Here is an 18692-nt window from a genome sequence, read left to right as displayed (position 1 = left end):
TCCGCCGCCGTCTGCGCCTCAAACGCGCGCTGCTGGACCTCGCACAGCAGCGCCACGGTCTTCTCGGCGACGATGCCGAGCAACTGCTCGCGGCGTTCGGCTGTGGGGGTCGGGTCCGACATGGAACGAAACAAGAACATAGATAGAGCGTGGAGTCAAGCTTTTCGTTGGGCTTCTTGCTGCCGCTCCCTTATTCCCCCTACCGCGCCGGGGCCGCCGCGGCCTTCTCCCGCTCGACCGCACGCGCGCCGGCCAGCACGTTGGGCATCGCGTAGTTGCCCTCATGACAGGCGAACTCGTAGAGCGCCGCGTCGGTCGCGACGAACGCCATCTCCGCCCGCCAGGGACGGGAGAAGATCGTTGGGTCCTCAACGGAAAATTCATATTTCAGCGCTGCCGGCGCGACACGCGTGAAACGCTCCACGACCCTCGCGCCGGCGGTGAAAAAGAACGGCGCCTGGCTGAGTGGCGCTTCGGTGCGCAGGTTGGTGGTCTCCACAACCAGGGTGTCCTTCTCCCAATGACCGATGGAGTCGCCGGTCCATGGCCGAATCTGGGTGGGCAGATGCGCCGCGCCGATCCGGATGATGCGAAGCTCGCTGTTGTTCTCCGCCATGATCGCGATTGCGTCCCGGGTCTGCACGAACCGGTAGTTGGCGTTGTAGGGAGCGTTCATCATCACCGGCCCCATAGCGCCCCAGCTGGGCAGCAGGCAGCGGTCCCCCGCCACGGGCCGCGACTCGGGGCCGTCGAAGGACTCGATCTGGGCCTTGGCGAACACCGCGACACGGCGCTGGCCTTCGACGGTGTAAGGCAGTTGGCCGTCGTCCGGGTCAACCAGCCACGAGGTCCGAAGTTCGCCGTCCACTCGGGCCAGATGCGCCCCGTCCCACCACTCGCTCTCGCTGCCGCCAACGTTCGCCACAGTGCTCGGCGGCGAGTAGCTGGTCATGAGTTTGCGCTCTGCCTCCGCCACATCCGCGGGGCGCACGACCAGCGGCAGGAGCCCGGCCGGGCGTTGCAGTCGCGTGAGCGCGTTGTTGTTCCAGAGGCCATTTAGGTCGGGCGCGCCGTAGGCGTTTCGCGGGGCGCGATAGCTTTGCCCCTCGGCGCCGGCCGCGGACAGGCCCAGCAGACCGGTTAGGGAGAGCACGAACATACCTCTCCCGATCGTCTTCAGATCCATGGCTGAACACCCCCGACAGCATCGAGGGGCGCCGCGCGAGATCCGTCAACGCCTCGACTGACCGCCTGATGCGTGCGCCGCATATCCATTTCGACGTGGTGAACGCGGACTATCGGCTGGCGACCAAGATGTATTTTCCTGGCGAGGACTTGAACGCGAAGGACCTGCTGCTTTCGACTCTGGCGTCGCGACATCGCGATCCCAACGCCGCCACCTGCCAGCCGGCCGCGACCAGCGAACCGGGCGTCATGGCGTTCCGGTGGAACATCTTCTGGCTGACGTGAACATGGCGGGCTCGATGGAGTCTGGAGGCTAATGGAACTCCGGCGAGAAGCGGATGTTGTCGCGCTCGAGCCCCTTCAGCACCACGTCCAGACCGCCGGACTTGATCATCCATTCCAGGCGATGGTCGCGGTATTCGCGCTTGAACAGGCCCTTTTCCACCAGCTCGGCGACATTGGGCATGTCGGCGCCGCGGGCCATGGCGGCGATTTCGGCGGTCGTGTCGATCACCGAGGGCCGGGCGTTGGCGCGGGCCAGCCAGGCGGCCAGCTTCGAGCCCTCCGGCGGCGGATGGCCCTGGCCCACCGAGCCGTTGAGAAACGGGACCACCGCCAGGTCGCCCCAGCCGAAGGTCTCGCCGTTGAACCACGCGCGCGCGCCCAGCTGTCGCTCCAGCCAGGCGTAGAACCCGACGAGCTGGCGGGCCGCGGCGGCCTCGATGGCCTTGGCCTGCTCGCCCTGCGCCCGTTTGAACCAGCGCAGTTCCGAGAGGCCCCAGTTGATCGGCTCGAAGTGGGTGTCCATAACCTCTTCGATGGCCCGCACCCGAGCCCGGTCGGCGGGGCTTTTTGGCAGCATCGGGGGCGTCGGATAGGCGTCCTCCAGATATTCGAGGATCACGGTGGAATCGAACACCGCGACCTCGCCGTCGATCAGGGTCGGCACCTCGGCGCGGGGATTGGCCTGCGCAAACGCGCCCGCCGCCCCGCCGGCGCCCAGGCCGCCGGGGGAGACCGTCTCGAACGCCAGGCCCTTTTCGCGCATGGCGATCTTGACCTTCTGGCCGTAGGGCGAGAGCGGGTGGTCGTAGAGCGTGATCATGGACGCATCCTCATGAGGCGAAGGCTTCCGACCCCGCGGGCGCATGGCGCGCCTGCGAAGCCTTGGCGGCCCGGAAGCCCGGCCGGGCCTGCAGGCGGGCCCAATAGGCCGCGACGGCGGGCGTGAACTCGGCGTCCAACCCCAGCTGTGCGGCGAGCAGGAGCGCATAGCCCACCGAGATGTCCGCCGCCGTGAACCGCCCGGCGCAGAGCCAGTCGCCTCTCTCCAGAGCGCGATCCACGGCCTTGAGCCGGCTCAGGAACCACTTGGCGTAGTCGTCGGCCACGACCTCGGCCTTGCCCGGCTCGAAGCGGCGATAGCGCAGCACCAGGGTCTGGGGGAAGGTCAGCGTCGCCTCGCCGAAGTGCAGCCAGTTCAGCCAGGCGCCGTAGGCCGCATCGTCCCCCTCGACCGCCAGCGGGCTCGGGCCGTAGCGGGTGACCAGATACTGCACGATGGCCGCGGACTCGGTCATGAAGGTCTCGCCGTCGGCCAGCGCCGGGATGGTGCCCAGCGGATTGACGGCCATAAATTCCTTCGCCCGGTAGCGCGGCGGGAAGGGCATCACGGTGAGCTCGTAGGCGAGCCCCAGTTCCTCCAGCGCCCAAAGAGGCCGGAACGAACGCGCATCGGCGCAGTGATAAAGCCGGATCAAATTCAGCCCTCCCGCTTGGCGTAGTTCGGCGCGCGTTTTTCGAGGAAAGCCGAGACACCCTCCTGAAAGTCACCGTCGGAGCTGGCCAGGATCTGATTGCGGTCTTCCATGGCGATGACGGCCTCCAGCCCTTGCGCGTCGATGGCGTGGTTCAGCGCCTCCTTGGTGAGCCGCAGGCCCAGCGGGGTGGCGTGCAGCATGTCGTCCACGAAGCCTTGCGCCTCGGCGCGCAGCGCGTCCTTGGCGACGATGCGGCTGACAAGGCCCAGCTGATAGGCCCGCTCGGCGTCGATGAAGCGACCGGTCAGCATGTATTCGGCGGCCACCGACGACCCCACCATCCGGGGCAGGAAATAGCTGACGCCGATGTCGCAGGCCGACAGCCCGATGCGGATGAAGGCCGCGTTCATGCGCGCGCTCGGCGTGGCGATCCGCACATCGGACGCGAGCGCCAGAGCAAAGCCGCCGCCGGCCGCCGCGCCGTTGATGCAGGCCATGATCGGCTGTGGGCATCTGCGCATGGCGATGACGATCTCGCTGATCTCGCGCTGACGGGTCAGCCCCGCGCCGATCCCGCGCGGCGCCTGCGGGTCGCCCCGTTCCTTCAGATCAAGACCCGCGCAAAAGGCGTCCCCCGCCCCCTGCAGCACCACCACCCGGACGTCGCGACGCCAGTAGAGGCCTGTGAAGAACTCGCGAAGCTCAGTGACCAGGCCCCGGCTCAGCGCATTCAGGCGCGACGGCCGGTTCATCGTCGCCCAGACCACCTCGCCGTCCTGCTTCAGCTCCAGCTCGGCCATCTCAGAGCCCCTTCAGCCCAAGGCCCTGCAGCCAGGGGACCAGCAGCGCAGTCACCGCGTCCGGCCGCTCCTGCTGGGTCCAGTGGCCGCAGCCGGGCAGCACGTGAACGCCGCGCAGGTCGGTGACGTGCTGGGCCATCAGCGCGCCGGGGTCGGCGATGCGTCCAAAGCCGTTGAACGCCGGGTCGCGGTCGCCGCCGATCAGCAGGGTCGGCATCTCCAGCTTGCGACCCAGAAATTGCTGCAACCAGGCGAAGTCGCGCTCGTGGTTGCGATAGCGGCTGATCGGCCCGAAGAAGCCCGAGGCTGTGAATTCGCCGACGTAGTAGTCGAGATCCTGGGGCGTCATCCAGGCGGGGAAGACCCGCGGGTCGACCATTCCTTCCAGCAGGGTCGCGCCGTGCTGTTTCTGCGGCCAGGTCCCGTGCGGCGCGTCGCCGCAGATGCCGTAGTAGAACTTGCGCAGGAACCCGCGCACATCGGCCTCGGCCTCGCGTTCCGGCAGGCGCAGGTTCTGGAACCAGGCCTGGTAAAAGAAGTGCCCCTTCGAGGTGAACGCCTCAGTGAAAATCTCGGTGAACGGGCGGTTTGGCACGCCGGTGAACGGCACCGACAGCCCCGCCACGGCGCGGAACGCGTCCGGCCGCGACAGGGCCGAATTCCAGACGATGGGCGCGCCCCAGTCGTGGCCGATGAGGATCGCCGGCGCGTCCGGCTGCAGCGCCTTGGCCACTCCGGCCACGTCGGCGGTCAGGCTTTCCATGTCATAGGCGGCGACGTCGCCCGGCTTGTCCGAGCCGCCATAGCCGCGCACGTCGATGGCCGCGGCCGTGAACCCAGCCGCCGCGATGGGGCCGAGTTGGTGGCGCCAGGAAAACCAGCTCTCCGGGAAGCCGTGGACCATGAGCACCAGCGGCCCCTGGCCCTCGACGGCCACGCGGATCTGCGCCGCGCCCGCGTCTATCGTCCTGAATTCGGGCATTTCGCCTCGCTCCCTATATCGGCCATGCTCCGCGCTGGGCGCCCTGGTGGCAAGGGTGACTTGGCGGAACCGTTGACCTGACCTGTCCGCGTGCGAGCATGGGGCCAGGAGGACGGCGCCATGGCGACGACCGAGATCACAACAGGCGCCGATGGCGTCACCCTGGAGGTCGCGGCGCATGTCGCCACGATCACGCTGGATCGGCCCCACCGGCGCAATGCGCTGAACTACCGGGCCTACGATCAGTTGGAGGCGGCGTTCCGCATGGCGTCGGAAGACCCGGCGGTGCGCTGTGTCGTGGTCACCGGCGCCGATCCGGCCTTCTGTTCCGGCGACGACGTGGGCGAGATCATGGCCGGGCCGAAGCGGGTCTCTGCGACGCCTGCCGCGGCGCCGACGGCGACCCCGGCGGCGATGGCGGCCTTGGAATGCACAAAGCCGGTGATCGCGGCCGTCAATGGCGCCGCGGTCGGCTGGGGCATGGAGCTGGCGCTCTTCGCCGACATCAGGATCGCCTCGGAGAAGGCCAAATTCGCTGAACTTTTCGTCAAGCGCGGCCTGCCCTGCGACGTCGGCGGCTTCTATCGCCTGCCGGCCATCGTCGGCCCCGCCAAGGCCGCCGAACTGCTGTTCACCGGCGATGTCATCGACGCGGCCGAGGCCCTCCGCATCGGCCTGGTCACCGAGGTCACCCCGCACGCGGAACTCATGCCGCACGCCCTGGCGCTGGCCGGTCGCATCGCCGCCAACCCGCCGCTCGCGGTCCAGCGCCTGAAGGCCGGCCTCGCCCGCTCGGCCTACGGCGACCCACGCGAGATCGGCGCCTGGGCCATGGGCGCGATCCGTGACCTGATGCGCACCGACGATCACAAGGAAGGCGTCGCCAGCTTCATGGAGAAGCGTGCGCCGGTCTTCACAGGGCGGTAGGGCCATGAACGAACTCGATTTCAGCGGCAAGGGCGTCCTGGTGGTGGGCGGCTCCAGCGGCATCGGCAACGGCATCGCCCACGCCTTCCTCGACCATGGCGCGGCGGTGCACGTCTGGGGCACGCGCCCCACGGCCCACGACTATGAGGGCTCCGAGGGCTCCGACCTCAACGGCCTGGCCTATCAGCAGGTGGATGTCGCCGACCGCGAACAGGTCGCCGACGCCTCCGGCCCCGACGCGCTCGACGTGCTGATCCTCTGCCAGGGGACGGTGGTCTATCGCCGCGGCGAGTTCGAGCCGGAAGGCTGGGACCGAGTGATGGCGGTCAATCTCGACAGCCTGATGGCCTGCGCCCTGCGCTTCCACGACGCCCTGGCCGACCGCCAGGGGGTGATCATCATCGTCAGCTCGGTGTCCGGCTTTACCTCGAACCGGGGCAACCCGGCCTACGCGGCGTCCAAGGCCGGCGCGGTCAGCCTGACCAAGACGCTGGGCGAAGCCTGGGCCCGCGATGGCGTCCGCGTGGTGGGCCTGGCGCCGGGCCTGGTCGACACCAAGCTGACCAAGGTCACCGTCGACCACCCCGACCGGCTGGAGGGCGCCCTGCGGGCGATCCCGCTCGGCCGCATGGGCACACCCCAGGACATGGCCGGCGCGGCCCTGTTCCTGGCCTCGCCGCTGGCGGCCTATGTGGTCGGCCAGACCCTCATCGTCGATGGAGGCCTGAGCCTTTGACCGCCCTGTCCCGTTCCGTCGCCGGCTCCACCGTCCTGATCACCGGGGCGGCCAGCGGCATGGGCCGCGCCACCGCCGAGGTGTTCGCCGCCGAGGGCGCCCATGTGGCGCTCACCGACATCGCCTCCGAGAGCGTGCGCGAAGTCGCCGACGACCTGGTCCACCGGGGCTACAGCGCCGAGGCCTGGACGCTCGACGTCGCCGACGGGGCGGCCATCGAGGCCGTGGTCGCCGCCGTGGCCCAGCGATTCGGCGGCCTCGACATCATCATCAACAACGCCGGTGTCGGCGGCTTCGCGGCCATCGACGCGGCCAACTACGAGGCGATCTGGACGCGCGCGCTGGGCGTCATGCTGACCTCGCACCAGCGGATCATCCGCGCCGCCCTGCCCCACCTGCGCAAGTCCGCCGCCCCCAGGATCGTCAACATCGCCTCGACCGAGGCGCTCGGGGCCACGTCGCGCGATTCAGCCTACGCCGCCGCCAAGGCCGGGGTCACCGGCCTCACGCGCGCGCTCGCCGTCGAGCTTGGCCGCGAGGGCATCACCATCAACTGCATCTGCCCCGGCCCGATCCTCACCGGCATGACCGAGGCGATCCCGCAGGCCGACAAGGCCACCTTCGCCAAACGCCGCACCGCGCTGGGCCGCTACGGCCGCCCGGAAGAAGTGGCGCACATCACGTTGAGCCTCTGCCTGCCGGCGGCGTCCTACATCACCGGCGTGACCATCCCGGTGGACGGCGGCCTGATGGCGCGCAACGCCTGAGGTCCGGCCGACCCGCGGGGTCGATCCGGGAACCAAGGCGCGGCGCTACAGGCGCTGCGGCCACCCGGTGGCCGGGTCCGCTTGGTCCGCCGTCGAACCTACGCGACTCGACCTGCTCGCCTCACCCGCCAGCCCGCCCGGCGGCGATCTTGTAGACCAAATTCCGATCCCGTCGTCCGACGGCGACCACGACGACCGTCACCACGTCATCATCCACCCGGTAGACGAGGCGATAGCCCGCCGCGCGCAGCTTGATCTTGTAACAGTCCGGCAATCCGCTGAGCTTGGCCGAGGCCAAACGCGGGCCATCCAGCCGCTCGATAAGCTTCTTTCGGAACTGCTCTCTAACATTCGCCCCCAACGCGTCCCACTCCTTGCGGGCGCTCGGCAGGAAGGCGAGCCGCCAGGTCACCGCGCCCTACAACGCGTCGAGGGAAACCGGCACGGGAACCTCGTCAGCTCGGGCTCGAACCAGCTCCGCCAGTTCGATGTCTTCCAATCGGTCCATCAACTCTTCCCAGGCCTTAGCCGGGACAAGGTAGGCCGCGGGCGTGTTGCGGTTCAGCACTGCGACGGGAAAGCCGCCCGCCGCCTCGATCACGGCGGTAGGGTTCTTTTTGAGGTCCGATATGCTGACGCCAGACCCAGCAAGGAGTTGATCGATCATGATCTCTAATTAGGTCTCTAATCAGGTCATGTCAACGATGCCGGCGATCATTCCGCCACCGCCGGAGCGCTGCCTTCCGCCTAGTGCTGCGCCACCTCACCGTCGCCCAACGTAGGCGCCCAAGCTTCGACCAACGCCTGGGTCATGCCCATTCCGTCCAAGGCGGAGAGTGTCTCACGCGCCGCCGGAGAGCCTTCGGGATAGCCGTAGCTCGCGGCAAGCACCGTAAGGGTCGGGACGAAGGCCGGGGTGTGCTGGGCCGACTGGCGCAGGTGCGCCACCGCCTCGCCAGACCCCATAGCCCAGCGCCCGCAGAGCCTCCGCCACCGGTGCGCCTGGTCCGCCGACGAGCGGGCGTAGGCGATGAAGATGTTGGCGGCGGTCAGATCTCGTCGTCAGCCCATGGCGGTCGATCTGACGCTCGGTCAAGGTAGCTCAGCATGCCGGATGGCTGCGCACAACCGGCTCGCCGGCTGAGGAAGCTCGTGGCGGAGTCGCCAAGACGGAACGTAACAGAATCTAAATTCTCCAAGCGCCCCTGTATTTCATGTCCGCGGTCGCCTGCCTCAGGATCCTGCTCGACGCTCGCCCGGGCACGGCCGAAGCATGGAAGCTGCCCGGCCTGATCACCAAGGTGGCTCTCGCATTCTTCGAAACCCGCTGGGCCTGGCCTCGAAGGTACGGGGAGGTCGCACCCTGCGCCTTCGTCCTCGCGGACCCCCGCGCCAGCGAGATCGATGTCCACAAACTGTCGATGCTCGCCGACGATCTGCACACCAAGCTGTTCGGCTCGAACGGGACGGGCGAGGTGGTCCTGATGTCCTTCGAGGGGGATGAGACCCAAGCGATGCGGTTCGCGGCGGCGGAGGAAAGCGAACTGAGGTCCGTGTTGAGCGGCGCGTCCAGCGAAACGTTCGGCGGCAGGATCTGCAGGATCAAGCCCCACGAGGTCGTGGTCCTCAGCTCGGAGCCCGCAGCGCAGGCGCCGGCGGCGCCCCCTGCGGACTCGACTGAGCCAATCCGGCTCAACGAAAATCGGTTCTCCGGAGTCTATTTCTTCCCGAAGCAGGCCTTTGTGGGAAATAGCCTGACCTCGCGAAAGCCTGGCGCCGAACGCTTCTATAGCCCTACCGACGCCGCGCGATTCCAATCCATCGACAAGGCCTTTGAGTTCGATCTCTGCGCGCTCGAGGCGGCGCCATCCGTGCTCTCTCAGGCGATGCTCGGCCTACTGTTTCTCCCGTTCAGCTTTTCGACAATCGTCCGCCCCGGAATGCGGGAGGCCTATCAGAAGTTTCTGGATCTCTTGCCGCGGGATCGGCGGAGCACTTTGGCGGCGGCGGTCTATAGTGTCCCTCGCGACCCCTCCCTCGCGGCTCTGGCGCAGGTGAAGAGACTGCTGTCTCCGACCTTCAGCAACATCGGTCTGCACGTCAATGACGCGGGCTTCGAGATCGACAAGCTCGGACCCGAAGCGGTTTCCAGTGTCACCTTCGTGCTACCCGACGGTGACGAGCGCGCTCGCCTGGCCGGGGCGAGGCGGTTCATGGACCAGAGGGCCCAATTCAAGGCGAAGCGCATATGGCCGGCGATCGCCGACATATCCACAAAACGCGAAATGGACACCTGCGTTGAACTGCGCGTGCCGTTTCTGACCGGCCGCGCCGTTTGCGAACAGCTTGTCCATCCCATGCCGCCGCGGGAAATGATCCTCGGCCATCTTCCGATCACCGGGAGCGGGAAGCACGCCAGCGCGTTCGTCGCCGCTTGAACTCTCCCATTGGCTGTGGGGTCACGGCCGGCGCGCACAACGATGGGGCCGCCGCGAAACCGTCCGCTACCCGTTGAACCGCCGGTTGAGCTTGCGCATGCCGCCGAGCCAGCGGCCGTAGTTGTCCGTCTTGTTGCGCATATAGGTCAGCACCTCTGGGTGCGGCAGGATCAGGAACTCTTCCGCCTCGATCGACTTGACCACCACGTCGGCCAGGAACTCCGGCTCCATCATCCCGTCGATGCTGGCCACGCCGTCGGGGTTGCCGGCGGTCATCGCCGTGCGCACGGCCTGCGGGCAGAGCACCGAGACCTTGATCCCCTGGTCGCCGTGCGTGATGGCCAGCCATTCGGCCAGGCCGACGGCGGCGTGCTTGGTCACCGCGTAGGGCGCCGAGCCGATCTGCGACAGCAGTCCCGCCGCCGAGGCGGTGTTCAGGAGGTAGCCGCCGCCCCGCGCGGCCATCCGCGGCACCAGGTGCCGCGCGGCCCAGACATGGGCCATGACGTTGATGTCCCAGATCCGCTGCCAGTCGTCGTTGGGGGTCTCCGCCCCGCCGCCGACGCCGATGCCGGCGTTGGAACAGAACAGGTCGATCGGCCCGTGGTCAGCTTCCACCGTCTCGATCAGGGTCTGGATGTCGGCTTCCCTGGCCACGTCGACCTTGAAGGCCACGCCGCCGATCCCCGCCGCCGTCGCCTTGGCGCCGGCCTCGTCGCGGTCGGCGCAGACCACCAGCTTCGCGCCCTCGGCGGCAAACCGCTGGGCCATGGCCCGGCCGATGCCGCTGGCCGCGCCGGTCACCACGATGATGCGATCGTTGAGTTTCATGGCCTTGCGCCTCCCCAGTTCTGCTGTGATGGGCCAAGGGTCTAGCGGATTTCGCGCCGGGGGCTAAGCGGCGAAGCTGGGGTGTGCGAGACACGAGCCCGCTTGCATGCCGAGCCCAGGGAGCAAACACTCCGCCTCATGAGCCAGCTCGCCCGCCTCGCCCTCGCCGCCGTCCTGGCGGTCGCCGCCCCAATCTTGAGCCCCACAGCCTACGCCGCCGGCTACCACGCCCCCAGGAACGGGTTCGGCCAGCCGGACCTGGGCGGCGCCTGGACCAACGCCTCGCTGACCAGCCTGCAGCGGCCGGCGATGTTCAAGAGCCTCACCCTCACCGAAGCCGAGGCGGTGGCGGTGGAAAAACGCCGCGCCGCCGCGCGCGCCACGCAGGACCGGCCCAGCGATCCCAAGGCCGGCGCCCCGCCCGCGGCCAACGACCCCGGCGGCTACAACGCCTCGTGGACCGACCCCGGCGTGGCGCTGGGCCGCATCGCCGGCCAGGTGCGCACCTCGTGGATCGTCGATCCCGTCGACGGCCAGCTGCCCTATACGCCGGCCGGGCGCCGCGCCTATGTCGAGGCGCTGCGCAAGGCGCGCAACAGCTGGGACGGGCCGGAGGGTCGCCCGCTTGGCGAGCGCTGCATCCTGGGCTTCGGCTCCACTGCCGGGCCGCCGATGCTCAACGTGCTCTACAACAACAACTATCAGATCGTGCAGTCGAAGGACGCGGTGGCGATCCTGGTGGAAATGAACCACGACGCGCGGATCATCCGGCTCACCGACCGCCGCCATCCCGACCCCGGCATCCGCCCCTGGATGGGCGACAGCGTCGGCTGGTGGGAGGGCGAGACGCTGGTCGTCGAGACCACCAACTTCAATCCGGGCGAGAGCCTGAGGCCCTATTTCGGCAATTCGGTGCTGCTGTCGCCCAATGCGCGGGTGACCGAGCGGTTCACCCGCCTGTCCGCCAGCCAGATCCTCTATCGGTTCAGCGTCGACGATCCGGCCACCTACGCGCAGGTCTGGACGGCCGAGATGCCGCTCAACGCCGCCGCCGGCCCGATGTACGAATACGCCTGCCACGAGGGGAACTACGCCCTCCCCGGCATCCTGGCCGGCGCGCGCCGGGCGGAGCGCGAGGGCGGCAGGCCAGAAACCGTCGAGGTCAGCGAGTAGGCTGGCCCCGAGGCTTGCGGGCGCCTTCTTGCGCTTCGAGAGCAGCAGGCTGGGCGGTTGTGGCGCGACAATTGCCGCCCTGCGGTCCATGGTCTGCTCCGGAGGGCTCGATCAGTTCGGTGTAAGGAGCGCCGCCTGTCGCACGCCATCGAAGATGAACTGCACGGCCAAGCCCGCAAGCAACACCCCGGATATCCGGCCGACGACGTCGGCGCCCGTCTGCCCCAGGCGGCGGACGAGAAACTCAGACATGAGCATAGCGATATAGGTGACAGCCAGACAGACCCCGACCATCAGCACAACCGCAGCCCTCTCCAGCCATGCTTGCGTGCGGCCCATCACCAGCACGACCGCCGCAAGACTGCCGGGGCCCGCGATCAGCGGGAAGGCCAAGGGGAAAATCGCGATGTCGCCGGCCTGTTGCGCATCCCGTGTTTCACGCGCGTTGATCGACGAGAGGCCGGGGTTCGAGAAGGTGAGTGTCAGCGCTTGCAAGAACAACAATACGCCGCCCGCCACCCGAAAGGCCGGCAGCGAGACACGCAGCAGCGAGAGAACAGCCGCGCCGCAGAGTGCGAACAACAGCAGGACAAGGCCCGCGATTGTCACCGACCGCGCGGCCAGACTCCTGCGCTCCGGACGATGCGCGCCTGCGGTCAGGGCGGCGAAGACCGCTGCCGTTTCAATCGGACCGATCGTCACAAAGACCGTGACGAACGCCGACAAAACGTTCGATGGAAGGTTCATCCCAGAGCCGCAATTGCGCCGATCCCGGACCCTCCCTGGCCCGTCGGGGACGACTTAGGATGGCCTCAAAAATCTTCAAGCCAGAGGTCTTGACGCCGTTTTTGGTCACCCTAAATCTTCCGCCGTCGAGCGCCACCAGGGCTCGACATTCAGGGGGCGCCCGCGCTTCCGGGCGCCTCTTAGGTCCAACTTGCTCGTTCTGAGGAGATGGAAATGAGAACGGCATATGACTTCTCGCCCCTCTACCGGTCGATGATTGGCGTCGACCGCATGGCGGACCTCATCGCCACCGCGATGAGGAGTGAGGATGACCGTAGCTACCCGCCCTATGACGTCGAAAAAACCAGTGACGAAGGCTATCGCATCACCCTGGCCGCGGCTGGCTTTGCTGCCGATGAACTCGAAATCACCGCGCAGCCGAACCTCCTGATCATCGCCGGCCACAAGGCAAAGGATGAGGGCGATGGCGCACGCACCTACCTTCATCGTGGCATCGCGGCCCGCAATTTCGAGCGCAGATTCGAGTTGGCCGACTATGTGGTGGTCAAGTCCGCCACCTGCGACAACGGCGTACTATCGATCGATCTGGCCCGCGAGGTGCCTGAGGCCTTGAAGCCTCGACGCATCGAGATCGACGCCGTTGAGGCCACGCAGAGCATGCGCCGGATCAACAAGTCGCAGACCGAGCGCCACGCGGCCTGATCTGCCGGCTCCATCAAGCCGGAGCTCAAGGCGGAGACCGACCGCCTCGACGCTCGCCTGCACGTGAAGAAAGGAGGCTTACCATGAACGTGCGCGATCTTGTTCCCTGGGCCCGGGCCAACGACCGGGACCGCAACCTGCCGGCGACCCAGGACACGGCCGCCAGTCCGCTGTTCACGCTTCACCGGGAGATGAACCGGCTGTTCGATGATGTCTTCCGCGGCTTCGATACGCCCACGCTGTGGGGCGGCCGTGGCGCCTGGCCCCAGCTTGAGGTCCAAGACGTCGACGGCGAGATCCGGGTGACCGCCGAACTACCGGGTCTAGAGGAAAAGGACATCGAGGTGCTGTTCGAGGACGGCGTTCTGATTTTGCGCGGCGAGAAGCGCGCGGCGGCCGAAGACAGCGGTCTCGCCTTCAGCGAGCGCATCTACGGCCGCTTTGAGCGCCGCTTGGCTCTCGGTGAGATCGACCCCGACCGGATCCAGGCCCGGTTCCACAACGGAGTCGTGACGGTGACCGCGCCGAAATCCGAGCAGAGCCAGTCGCGGGTGAAGCGAATTCCCATAAACTCTGGCGCCACCAGCCATTGATCCTTGGCGACTGTCGTCCATCCGAGGTCGGCCTGAGGGTTGCCGGCCTCGGATGACCTGTCAAAACCTGTTGTCGGAGATTCTCATGCGTACCCTTCGCAAAGTCATCCTCGCTGGTGCTGCGGTTATCGCGCTCGCGGGCGCCGCTGGATTGGCCGCCGCTGAACTCAAGAACGCCCACGTGTTGGCCGTCCAACTGCCTGACGGCTCCGTGGCGCGTATCCGATACGTCGGCGACACGCCGCCGACTGTGAGTTTCACCCCCGCGCCTATAGCGTTCTCAATCCCTTCGCCGGCGTCCGATCCCTTCGTGCCAGAATCGCCTTTCGCGGCGCTGGAGCGGATGTCCGGGGACATGGGCCGGGGGGTCGACGCGATATTCCGGGAGGTCAGCGCGCAGCCTGCGATGGCGATCATCGGTCCGGACCTGATGCAGGTCGATGTCGGCAAGCTACCCCCGGGCGTCCAGGGCTTCTCTATGGTTTCGACGATATCCGGAAACGGCATTTGCACCCGAAGCGTCCAGTATCGGTCACCCGGCGAAGGTAGGCCGCCACAGGTCGCGACCCAAACGTCTGGCGCCTGCACGGCCGATCAAAGGCGGCCGGCGCTTTCGGTGACGTCTGGCTCGGCCTCAGAGACCTCCCAGCATGACGGAGCGGGACGACAGCCCGTCATCGTTTCATGACACCTGCGGCCCTCTGACGGGCTGCTGGAGAAAGGCGAACACAGGAGAAGCAATGATGCGACTCGCAACGTCAGAACAAGTCTTTGACCAGCCGGGCGTCCGGCCGCCCGGTCGCCTCAGGACCGCCCTCGAACGCGGCGTTCGTCCTGCCGTTGGCTTCCAAAATCCCGACGATGTGGTGAAGGACCCGCACCTCACATTCCAAGACAAACGAGAGATCCTGGCATCCTGGGCGTCAGACGCTTCTGCGGTTCAGGACGAACCCCGCCTGAGGTGGCTGTTGGGCACTGTCGAGCCCGTTCCTCTGGACGAGGTGCTTGCGTCGCTTAGACGGATCGACGCGATGGAGGCGGGTCGTGATTGCCGCAGTCACTAGCGTCCCAAGGGTGAACCTGGTCGTGCGCTGGCCAAGGAGACCATCACGGTGTCGCGTAGTCAGCGGCCGGTCTGCAACACCGTCGAGGTCAGCGAGTAGGCCACGACGCCGCGCCGCAATCCTCGGCACGGGAAGGGCCAATATCGCTTCTCGGTTGCAAGCTTTTGACGGCGGACCCTAACTATGGCCTGAATGTGGCGCAGAACGCCGGCCCGGGCTCCACGGGGTGGCGACCGGCCGACGAGCGGATCTGGCCTTCGGTCGGCCGTTGCTGTGGAAACCTCGCCGGCAGGGATGACTTGGTGATGGCCCCGCGCGACTCAGCTCAGCCCTACATGGTCTATATGGGCCCGCGCCCCGTGCGTCCGGTCGCCGAGACCCTCGACGCCGAGGCTACTGCGCGCGCCGTGGAAGACTGGCGCAGGGCTCATCCGGAGTTCGGCAAGGCCGGGCCGTCGGCCGGCGCGCGGTCGGGCCTGGCGGCCGCTGTGGGCGGCGCCCTGGTGGCCGGCCTGACGCTGGGCATCTGGATCGGCCCGAGCCTGCGCCCCGTCGAAACGGTCGCCCCGGTCCCCGACGCCCCGGCCCCCGACGCCCAGGTCGCCGCGCCCGATCCGCCGGCTCCGACGCGCGTCCACGCGCCGCCGGACCGGGCGCTGATCGCCGCCCAGGCCCTGTTAACCGGCCTGGCGCCCGCCCACGCCGACCCGACGCCCGCGCCCCACAAGGCCAGGCTCGCGGTGGCGAAGACCCGGCGCGGCCCAGCCTCGCCAGGGCCCAAGGCCGCCGCGCGGCCCGCGCCAGAACCTGAGTCCGTATTGGCCGAGCCGATCGGCTGCAAGCCCGGCGCGAGCCGCCTGCAGGTCACCCTCTGCGCCGATGCGACCCTCGCCGCCGCCGACCAGGACATGAAGCGCGCCTACCAGCGGGCGCTGAAGTCGGGCGCGCCGGTCAAGATCCTGCGCGCCCAGCAGGACGACTGGCAGGCCGCCAGCGAAACCGCCGCCGCCCGCTCGCCCGGTGACCTCGCCAGCGCCTACCGCCAGCGCATCGACGACCTGAACGCCCTGGCCGACGACCCGCCGCACTGAAGACGGCGTCATGAGGGGGCTCAGGTCAGCTCCAGCCCCGCCAGGCTACCCTCGGCGCGCCAGTCCTCCAGCACCTTGACGAAGGCCACCGGCCCCGCGCCATAGGAACCGTTGCGGTTGCTCATCGCCTGCACATTGCCCTCGTTGTTGTAGTAGCCGGGGGTGCATTCCTCGAGAAACGCCTGCCGCTGGATCGACAGGTCGATGATGGTCTGGACCCAGGCCTGTTCCGCGGCTTCCGAGGCCTCGACCCGGCGGACCTGGTGATCGGCGCAGTGCTTGAGGATGTAGGCAATGTGCCGGGACTGCTCATTGATCATGTGCGGGAAGTTCGCGGTGAACCCCGACTGGGTGTTGGAGACGATGAAGCAGTTGGGAAAGCCCCGGCTGTGCATCCCGTGCAGGGTCGAGACCCCATCCTGCCACCGCTGCGTCAGCGTCACCCCGTCGCGTCCGTGCAACTCATAGCCGGAGCGGCGGGTGAACTCGGTGCCGACCTCGAACCCGGTGGCGTAGATCAGGCAGTCGAGTTCGTATTCGACGCCATTGGCGACGACCCCGCTTTCCGTGATGCGGTCGACGCCGCGCCCTTGCGTGTCGATCAGGCGCACGTTGGGCCGGTTGAAGGTCGCCAGGTACTCGTCATGGAAACACGGCCGCTTGCAGAACTGGTTGTAGTAGGGCTTCAGCGCCTCGGCGGTCGCGGCGTCTTCGACCACGCTGTCAACCCGGGCGCGCACCTGTTCCATCTTCTTGAAATCGGCCAGCTGCATCAGGGCGGCGGGATCGTCCACCGTCTCGCCGGCGGCGATCTTCTTGCGCGCCAAGAGCAGGATGTTGCCGATGATGTCGGTCCAGCCGTCGTTGACCAGGTCCTCCGCCTGGAAGCCGCCGGAGAGCAGGATGTTGAAATTGTCCATCCGCCGCTGCTGCCAGCCGGCCTCCAGCCCCCGCGCCCAGTCCGGGTCGGTGGGCGTGTTGTTGCGCACGTCGATGGACGACGGCGTGCGCTGGAAAACGAACAGTTCGCCGGCCGCCGCGCCCAGGTGGGGCACGCACTGCACGGCGGTGGCGCCGGTGCCGATCACCCCGACCCGCTTGCCGGCCAGCCGCTCCAGCCCGCCTTCTGACGTCCCGCCCGTGTAGCCATAGTCCCAGCGGCTGGTGTGGAAGGAATGGCGCTTGAAGCTCTCGAGACCCGGTATGCCCGGCAGCTTCGGCCGGTGCAGCGGCCCGTTGGCCATGACCACGAAACGGGCGCGAAGCGCATCGCCCCGGTTGGTGGTCACCGTCCAGCGCGCGGCGGACTCGTCCCAGCGCATCTCCGTGACCTCGGTCTGGAACACGGCGCCGCGATAGAGGTCGAAGTGCTCGCCGATCGCCCGGCTGTGGGCCAGGATCTCCGGCGCGCGGGCGTACTTCTCGCTCGGCACATAGCCGATCTCTTCCAGCAGCGGCAGGTAGATGTAGCTTTCGATGTCGCAGGCCGCGCCCGGATAGCGGTTCCAGTACCAGGTGCCGCCGAAGTCGCCGCCCTTCTCGATGATCCGGATGTCGTCGACGCCGGCCTCGCGCAGCCGGGCCGCGGCCAGCTGGCCGCCAAAGCCGCCGCCGACCACCACCACCTCGACCTCCTCGGCCAGGGCCGCGCGGCTGAACCCCGGCGCGACGTAAGGATCCTCCAGATAGTGGGCGAAGGCCCCGGCGATCTCCACATACTGGGCGTTGGCGTCGCCGCGCAGACGCTTGTCGCGCTCCTGGCGATATTTGGCGCGAAGAGCGGCCGGGTCGAACCCGAGGTCCGCGTCGGCGTCGGCGTCACTGGCGCGATCAAGCGTGTCGGTCATGGCGTCAGTCCTCGGGGGTGTGCCCGAAGCGACTTGCCAGAGCTGACGTTGCGACAATCAAGCCGGCATACCGCTTGTAGGATTACCGCCGGGCCTCTTCAGGCCACGGCGGCTTGCGCCTCGGCGACGCGTTTGAGGTTGGCCAGGCCCTCCTCGAACTGCGGGCCGACCAGCTTGTCCATGCTGAAGAACAGCCCCATCACCTTCGACATCAAGGTGTTGGGACCGCGCATGGCCCAGGTCACCCTGGTTTCGGCGCGGCCCGTCGCGCCGACGGGTTCCAGGGTGAATTCAGCGGTATTGTGGGCGGTCATCGGCTTGCAGAAATCCAGCTGGATGACGATTTTCGCCGGAGCCTGGGAGGACGGGGCCTCGGAGCGCACGATCTCCATGCGCCCCGAGCCGGCCTTCCTGCCCACCCAGGCATAGGCCGCCCCGGCGCCGCTGGCCGGGCCGGAATAGGTCTTGCCCAGGTCGGCGTCCATCTTCTCGTAGGGCGACCAGGCCTCCCAGGCGTGGAAGTCGTTGATGTGCGGAAAGATCACCTGGGGGGCGGCGGCGATCGTCGTCGAACGCTCGATGCGGAAGGTGTCGGCGCTGATCGGTCCGGCCATGTCCAGGGCTCCTTGTTGCGAGGCTCATCTGAAAGACGGCGCAGCATCTGTCGGACCGACACGGCGTGCAAATTGTTTGCCACGCCCCTGCCTGCCAGGCTGCCACGCTCACAGGCGCGGACAGACAAAAACGGCCCCCGCGTGAGCAGGGGCCGTTTTCGAAACTTGGGTGCGGGGACAGGATTTGAACCTGTGACCTTCAGGTTATGAGCCTGACGAGCTACCGGGCTGCTCCACCCCGCGGCAAAGCTGTCTGTGGCATCGTAAATTGAAGGGTCTGGATCTCACATCCGCTTGGTAGACCTGGCGGCGACCTACTCTCCCGCGCCTTAAGACGAAGTACCATCGGCCCAGGGGGGCTTAACGACCGAGTTCGGAATGGGATCGGGTGGGGACCCCCCGGCAAAACCACCAGGTCAACGAAACGGATGTGAT

General features: G+C 67.7%; 22 protein-coding genes, 1 tRNA gene and 1 rRNA gene. 10 read left to right on the top strand and 14 right to left on the bottom strand.

The features are described from left to right. Positions 1-199: 199 nt before the first annotated feature. Positions 200-1186: a hypothetical protein gene (locus RMN86_RS17160; protein WP_309607077.1), complete on the bottom strand. Its 987-nt coding sequence runs from the start codon at positions 1184-1186 to the stop codon at positions 200-202. Positions 1187-1254: 68 nt separating this feature from the next. Between RMN86_RS17160 and RMN86_RS17155 the strand changes: the two genes are divergently transcribed. Continuing rightward, a complete protein-coding gene (locus RMN86_RS17155; RefSeq protein ID WP_309607076.1) occupies positions 1255-1470 on the top strand; it encodes a hypothetical protein in 216 nt (71 codons plus the stop codon). A gap of 28 nt (positions 1471-1498) precedes the next feature. On the opposite strand, the gene RMN86_RS17150 is transcribed toward RMN86_RS17155, so the two are convergent. Genes RMN86_RS17150 through RMN86_RS17135 form a run of 4 tightly spaced genes read right to left on the bottom strand, consistent with a single transcriptional unit; the run spans position 1499 to position 4727 of the window. After that, positions 1499-2290: a glutathione S-transferase family protein gene (locus RMN86_RS17150; protein WP_309607075.1), complete on the bottom strand. Its 792-nt coding sequence runs from the start codon at positions 2288-2290 to the stop codon at positions 1499-1501. Positions 2291-2300: 10 nt separating this feature from the next. Beyond that, positions 2301-2945: a glutathione S-transferase family protein gene (locus RMN86_RS17145; protein WP_309607074.1), complete on the bottom strand. Its 645-nt coding sequence runs from the start codon at positions 2943-2945 to the stop codon at positions 2301-2303. A gap of 2 nt (positions 2946-2947) precedes the next feature. Next, positions 2948-3745, bottom strand: a complete 798-nt coding sequence (locus RMN86_RS17140) for an enoyl-CoA hydratase/isomerase family protein (RefSeq protein ID WP_309607073.1) — start codon at positions 3743-3745, stop codon at positions 2948-2950. A gap of 1 nt (position 3746) precedes the next feature. After that, positions 3747-4727 (bottom strand): alpha/beta hydrolase, encoded by a 981-nt coding sequence (locus tag RMN86_RS17135; protein WP_309607072.1) that lies wholly within the window; start codon positions 4725-4727, stop codon positions 3747-3749. Between the two features lie 120 nt (positions 4728-4847). Between RMN86_RS17135 and RMN86_RS17130 the strand changes: the two genes are divergently transcribed. From RMN86_RS17130 to RMN86_RS17120, 3 genes are read left to right on the top strand one after another with little or no spacing between them, the layout of a single operon-like run. Next, positions 4848-5654: an enoyl-CoA hydratase-related protein gene (locus tag RMN86_RS17130; RefSeq protein WP_309607071.1), complete on the top strand. Its 807-nt coding sequence runs from the start codon at positions 4848-4850 to the stop codon at positions 5652-5654. Between the two features lie 4 nt (positions 5655-5658). Further along, positions 5659-6390, top strand: a complete 732-nt coding sequence (locus tag RMN86_RS17125; RefSeq protein ID WP_309607070.1) for an SDR family oxidoreductase — start codon at positions 5659-5661, stop codon at positions 6388-6390. Then, complete coding sequence (locus RMN86_RS17120; RefSeq protein ID WP_309607069.1) at positions 6387-7157, top strand: SDR family oxidoreductase; 771 nt, start codon at positions 6387-6389, stop codon at positions 7155-7157. The genes RMN86_RS17125 and RMN86_RS17120 overlap by 4 nt, the downstream gene beginning before the upstream one ends. 121 nt (positions 7158-7278) lie before the next feature. On the opposite strand, the gene RMN86_RS17115 is transcribed toward RMN86_RS17120, so the two are convergent. The 3 genes from RMN86_RS17115 to RMN86_RS17105 all read right to left on the bottom strand — a co-directional run bounded on the left by RMN86_RS17115 (position 7279) and on the right by RMN86_RS17105 (position 8123). Continuing rightward, positions 7279-7569, bottom strand: a complete 291-nt coding sequence (locus RMN86_RS17115; protein WP_309607068.1) for a type II toxin-antitoxin system RelE/ParE family toxin — start codon at positions 7567-7569, stop codon at positions 7279-7281. Positions 7570-7575: 6 nt separating this feature from the next. Then, complete coding sequence (locus RMN86_RS17110; protein ID WP_309607067.1) at positions 7576-7824, bottom strand: type II toxin-antitoxin system prevent-host-death family antitoxin; 249 nt, start codon at positions 7822-7824, stop codon at positions 7576-7578. Between the two features lie 80 nt (positions 7825-7904). Next, positions 7905-8123, bottom strand: a complete 219-nt coding sequence (locus tag RMN86_RS17105; RefSeq protein ID WP_309607066.1) for a hypothetical protein — start codon at positions 8121-8123, stop codon at positions 7905-7907. 248 nt (positions 8124-8371) lie between these two features. On the opposite strand from RMN86_RS17105, the gene RMN86_RS17100 reads away from it, so the two are divergent. Then, positions 8372-9595 carry a hypothetical protein gene (locus RMN86_RS17100; protein WP_309607065.1) on the top strand — a complete coding sequence of 408 codons (1224 nt, stop codon included), beginning with the start codon at positions 8372-8374 and terminating at the stop codon, positions 9593-9595. Between the two features lie 66 nt (positions 9596-9661). On the opposite strand, the gene RMN86_RS17095 is transcribed toward RMN86_RS17100, so the two are convergent. Continuing rightward, positions 9662-10426, bottom strand: coding sequence for an SDR family oxidoreductase (locus RMN86_RS17095; protein WP_309607064.1), 765 nt, complete (start codon positions 10424-10426; stop codon positions 9662-9664). Positions 10427-10564: 138 nt separating this feature from the next. Between RMN86_RS17095 and RMN86_RS17090 the strand changes: the two genes are divergently transcribed. Next, entirely contained in the window at positions 10565-11599 is a 1035-nt protein-coding gene (locus RMN86_RS17090) for a hypothetical protein (RefSeq protein WP_309607063.1), read from the top strand. Positions 11600-11710: 111 nt separating this feature from the next. On the opposite strand, the gene RMN86_RS17085 is transcribed toward RMN86_RS17090, so the two are convergent. Beyond that, a complete protein-coding gene (locus RMN86_RS17085; RefSeq protein ID WP_309607062.1) occupies positions 11711-12346 on the bottom strand; it encodes a MarC family protein in 636 nt (211 codons plus the stop codon). Positions 12347-12616: 270 nt separating this feature from the next. Between RMN86_RS17085 and RMN86_RS17080 the strand changes: the two genes are divergently transcribed. The 4 genes from RMN86_RS17080 (at position 12617) to RMN86_RS17065 (ending at position 15796) form a co-directional block, all read left to right on the top strand. Continuing rightward, entirely contained in the window at positions 12617-13048 is a 432-nt protein-coding gene (locus RMN86_RS17080) for an Hsp20 family protein (protein WP_405041361.1), read from the top strand. 83 nt (positions 13049-13131) lie between these two features. Next, on the top strand, positions 13132-13641 hold the full coding sequence (locus tag RMN86_RS17075; RefSeq protein WP_309607061.1) for an Hsp20/alpha crystallin family protein: 510 nt from the start codon (positions 13132-13134) through the stop codon (positions 13639-13641). 85 nt (positions 13642-13726) lie between these two features. Then, positions 13727-14329: a hypothetical protein gene (locus RMN86_RS17070; RefSeq protein WP_309607060.1), complete on the top strand. Its 603-nt coding sequence runs from the start codon at positions 13727-13729 to the stop codon at positions 14327-14329. A 681-nt stretch (positions 14330-15010) separates the two neighbouring features. Continuing rightward, positions 15011-15796: a lysozyme inhibitor LprI family protein gene (locus RMN86_RS17065; RefSeq protein WP_309607059.1), complete on the top strand. Its 786-nt coding sequence runs from the start codon at positions 15011-15013 to the stop codon at positions 15794-15796. 20 nt (positions 15797-15816) lie between these two features. Here RMN86_RS17065 and RMN86_RS17060 read toward each other — a convergent pair whose 3' ends face one another. The 4 genes from RMN86_RS17060 to rrf form a co-directional block, all read right to left on the bottom strand. Beyond that, a complete protein-coding gene (locus tag RMN86_RS17060; protein ID WP_309607058.1) occupies positions 15817-17643 on the bottom strand; it encodes an NAD(P)/FAD-dependent oxidoreductase in 1827 nt (608 codons plus the stop codon). A gap of 98 nt (positions 17644-17741) precedes the next feature. Further along, positions 17742-18257 (bottom strand): SRPBCC family protein, encoded by a 516-nt coding sequence (locus RMN86_RS17055; RefSeq protein ID WP_309607057.1) that lies wholly within the window; start codon positions 18255-18257, stop codon positions 17742-17744. A 166-nt stretch (positions 18258-18423) separates the two neighbouring features. Then, a tRNA-Met gene (locus tag RMN86_RS17050) sits at positions 18424-18500 on the bottom strand. Positions 18501-18558: 58 nt separating this feature from the next. Beyond that, positions 18559-18673 (bottom strand): 5S ribosomal RNA (rrf, locus tag RMN86_RS17045). Positions 18674-18692: the final 19 nt, after the last annotated feature.

The sequence above is a fragment of the Phenylobacterium sp. genome (assembly GCF_031360265.1).
Lineage (GTDB): Bacteria > Pseudomonadota > Alphaproteobacteria > Caulobacterales > Caulobacteraceae > Phenylobacterium.
The sequence above is the reverse complement of the archived record's forward strand: the minus strand, read 5'-3'. Positions and strand labels throughout refer to the sequence as shown.

What these genes read in the sequence shown, in the direction of transcription:
- RMN86_RS17160 (WP_309607077.1), bottom strand. Translation starts at nt 1,186, where the DNA reads ATGGATCTGAAGACGATCGGGAGAGGTATGTTCGTGCTCTCCCTAACC.
- RMN86_RS17155 (WP_309607076.1), top strand. Translation starts at nt 1,255, where the DNA reads ATGCGTGCGCCGCATATCCATTTCGACGTGGTGAACGCGGACTATCGG.
- RMN86_RS17150 (WP_309607075.1), bottom strand. Translation starts at nt 2,290, where the DNA reads ATGATCACGCTCTACGACCACCCGCTCTCGCCCTACGGCCAGAAGGTC.
- RMN86_RS17140 (WP_309607073.1), bottom strand. Translation starts at nt 3,745, where the DNA reads ATGGCCGAGCTGGAGCTGAAGCAGGACGGCGAGGTGGTCTGGGCGACG.
- RMN86_RS17135 (WP_309607072.1), bottom strand. Translation starts at nt 4,727, where the DNA reads ATGCCCGAATTCAGGACGATAGACGCGGGCGCGGCGCAGATCCGCGTG.
- RMN86_RS17130 (WP_309607071.1), top strand. Translation starts at nt 4,848, where the DNA reads ATGGCGACGACCGAGATCACAACAGGCGCCGATGGCGTCACCCTGGAG.
- RMN86_RS17125 (WP_309607070.1), top strand. Translation starts at nt 5,659, where the DNA reads ATGAACGAACTCGATTTCAGCGGCAAGGGCGTCCTGGTGGTGGGCGGC.
- RMN86_RS17110 (WP_309607067.1), bottom strand. Translation starts at nt 7,824, where the DNA reads ATGATCGATCAACTCCTTGCTGGGTCTGGCGTCAGCATATCGGACCTC.
- RMN86_RS17105 (WP_309607066.1), bottom strand. Translation starts at nt 8,123, where the DNA reads ATGGGGTCTGGCGAGGCGGTGGCGCACCTGCGCCAGTCGGCCCAGCAC.
- RMN86_RS17100 (WP_309607065.1), top strand. Translation starts at nt 8,372, where the DNA reads ATGTCCGCGGTCGCCTGCCTCAGGATCCTGCTCGACGCTCGCCCGGGC.
- RMN86_RS17095 (WP_309607064.1), bottom strand. Translation starts at nt 10,426, where the DNA reads ATGAAACTCAACGATCGCATCATCGTGGTGACCGGCGCGGCCAGCGGC.
- RMN86_RS17090 (WP_309607063.1), top strand. Translation starts at nt 10,565, where the DNA reads ATGAGCCAGCTCGCCCGCCTCGCCCTCGCCGCCGTCCTGGCGGTCGCC.
- RMN86_RS17085 (WP_309607062.1), bottom strand. Translation starts at nt 12,346, where the DNA reads ATGAACCTTCCATCGAACGTTTTGTCGGCGTTCGTCACGGTCTTTGTG.
- RMN86_RS17080 (WP_405041361.1), top strand. Translation starts at nt 12,617, where the DNA reads ATGGCGGACCTCATCGCCACCGCGATGAGGAGTGAGGATGACCGTAGC.
- RMN86_RS17075 (WP_309607061.1), top strand. Translation starts at nt 13,132, where the DNA reads ATGAACGTGCGCGATCTTGTTCCCTGGGCCCGGGCCAACGACCGGGAC.
- RMN86_RS17070 (WP_309607060.1), top strand. Translation starts at nt 13,727, where the DNA reads ATGCGTACCCTTCGCAAAGTCATCCTCGCTGGTGCTGCGGTTATCGCG.
- RMN86_RS17065 (WP_309607059.1), top strand. Translation starts at nt 15,011, where the DNA reads ATGGCCCCGCGCGACTCAGCTCAGCCCTACATGGTCTATATGGGCCCG.
- RMN86_RS17060 (WP_309607058.1), bottom strand. Translation starts at nt 17,643, where the DNA reads ATGACCGACACGCTTGATCGCGCCAGTGACGCCGACGCCGACGCGGAC.
- RMN86_RS17055 (WP_309607057.1), bottom strand. Translation starts at nt 18,257, where the DNA reads ATGGCCGGACCGATCAGCGCCGACACCTTCCGCATCGAGCGTTCGACG.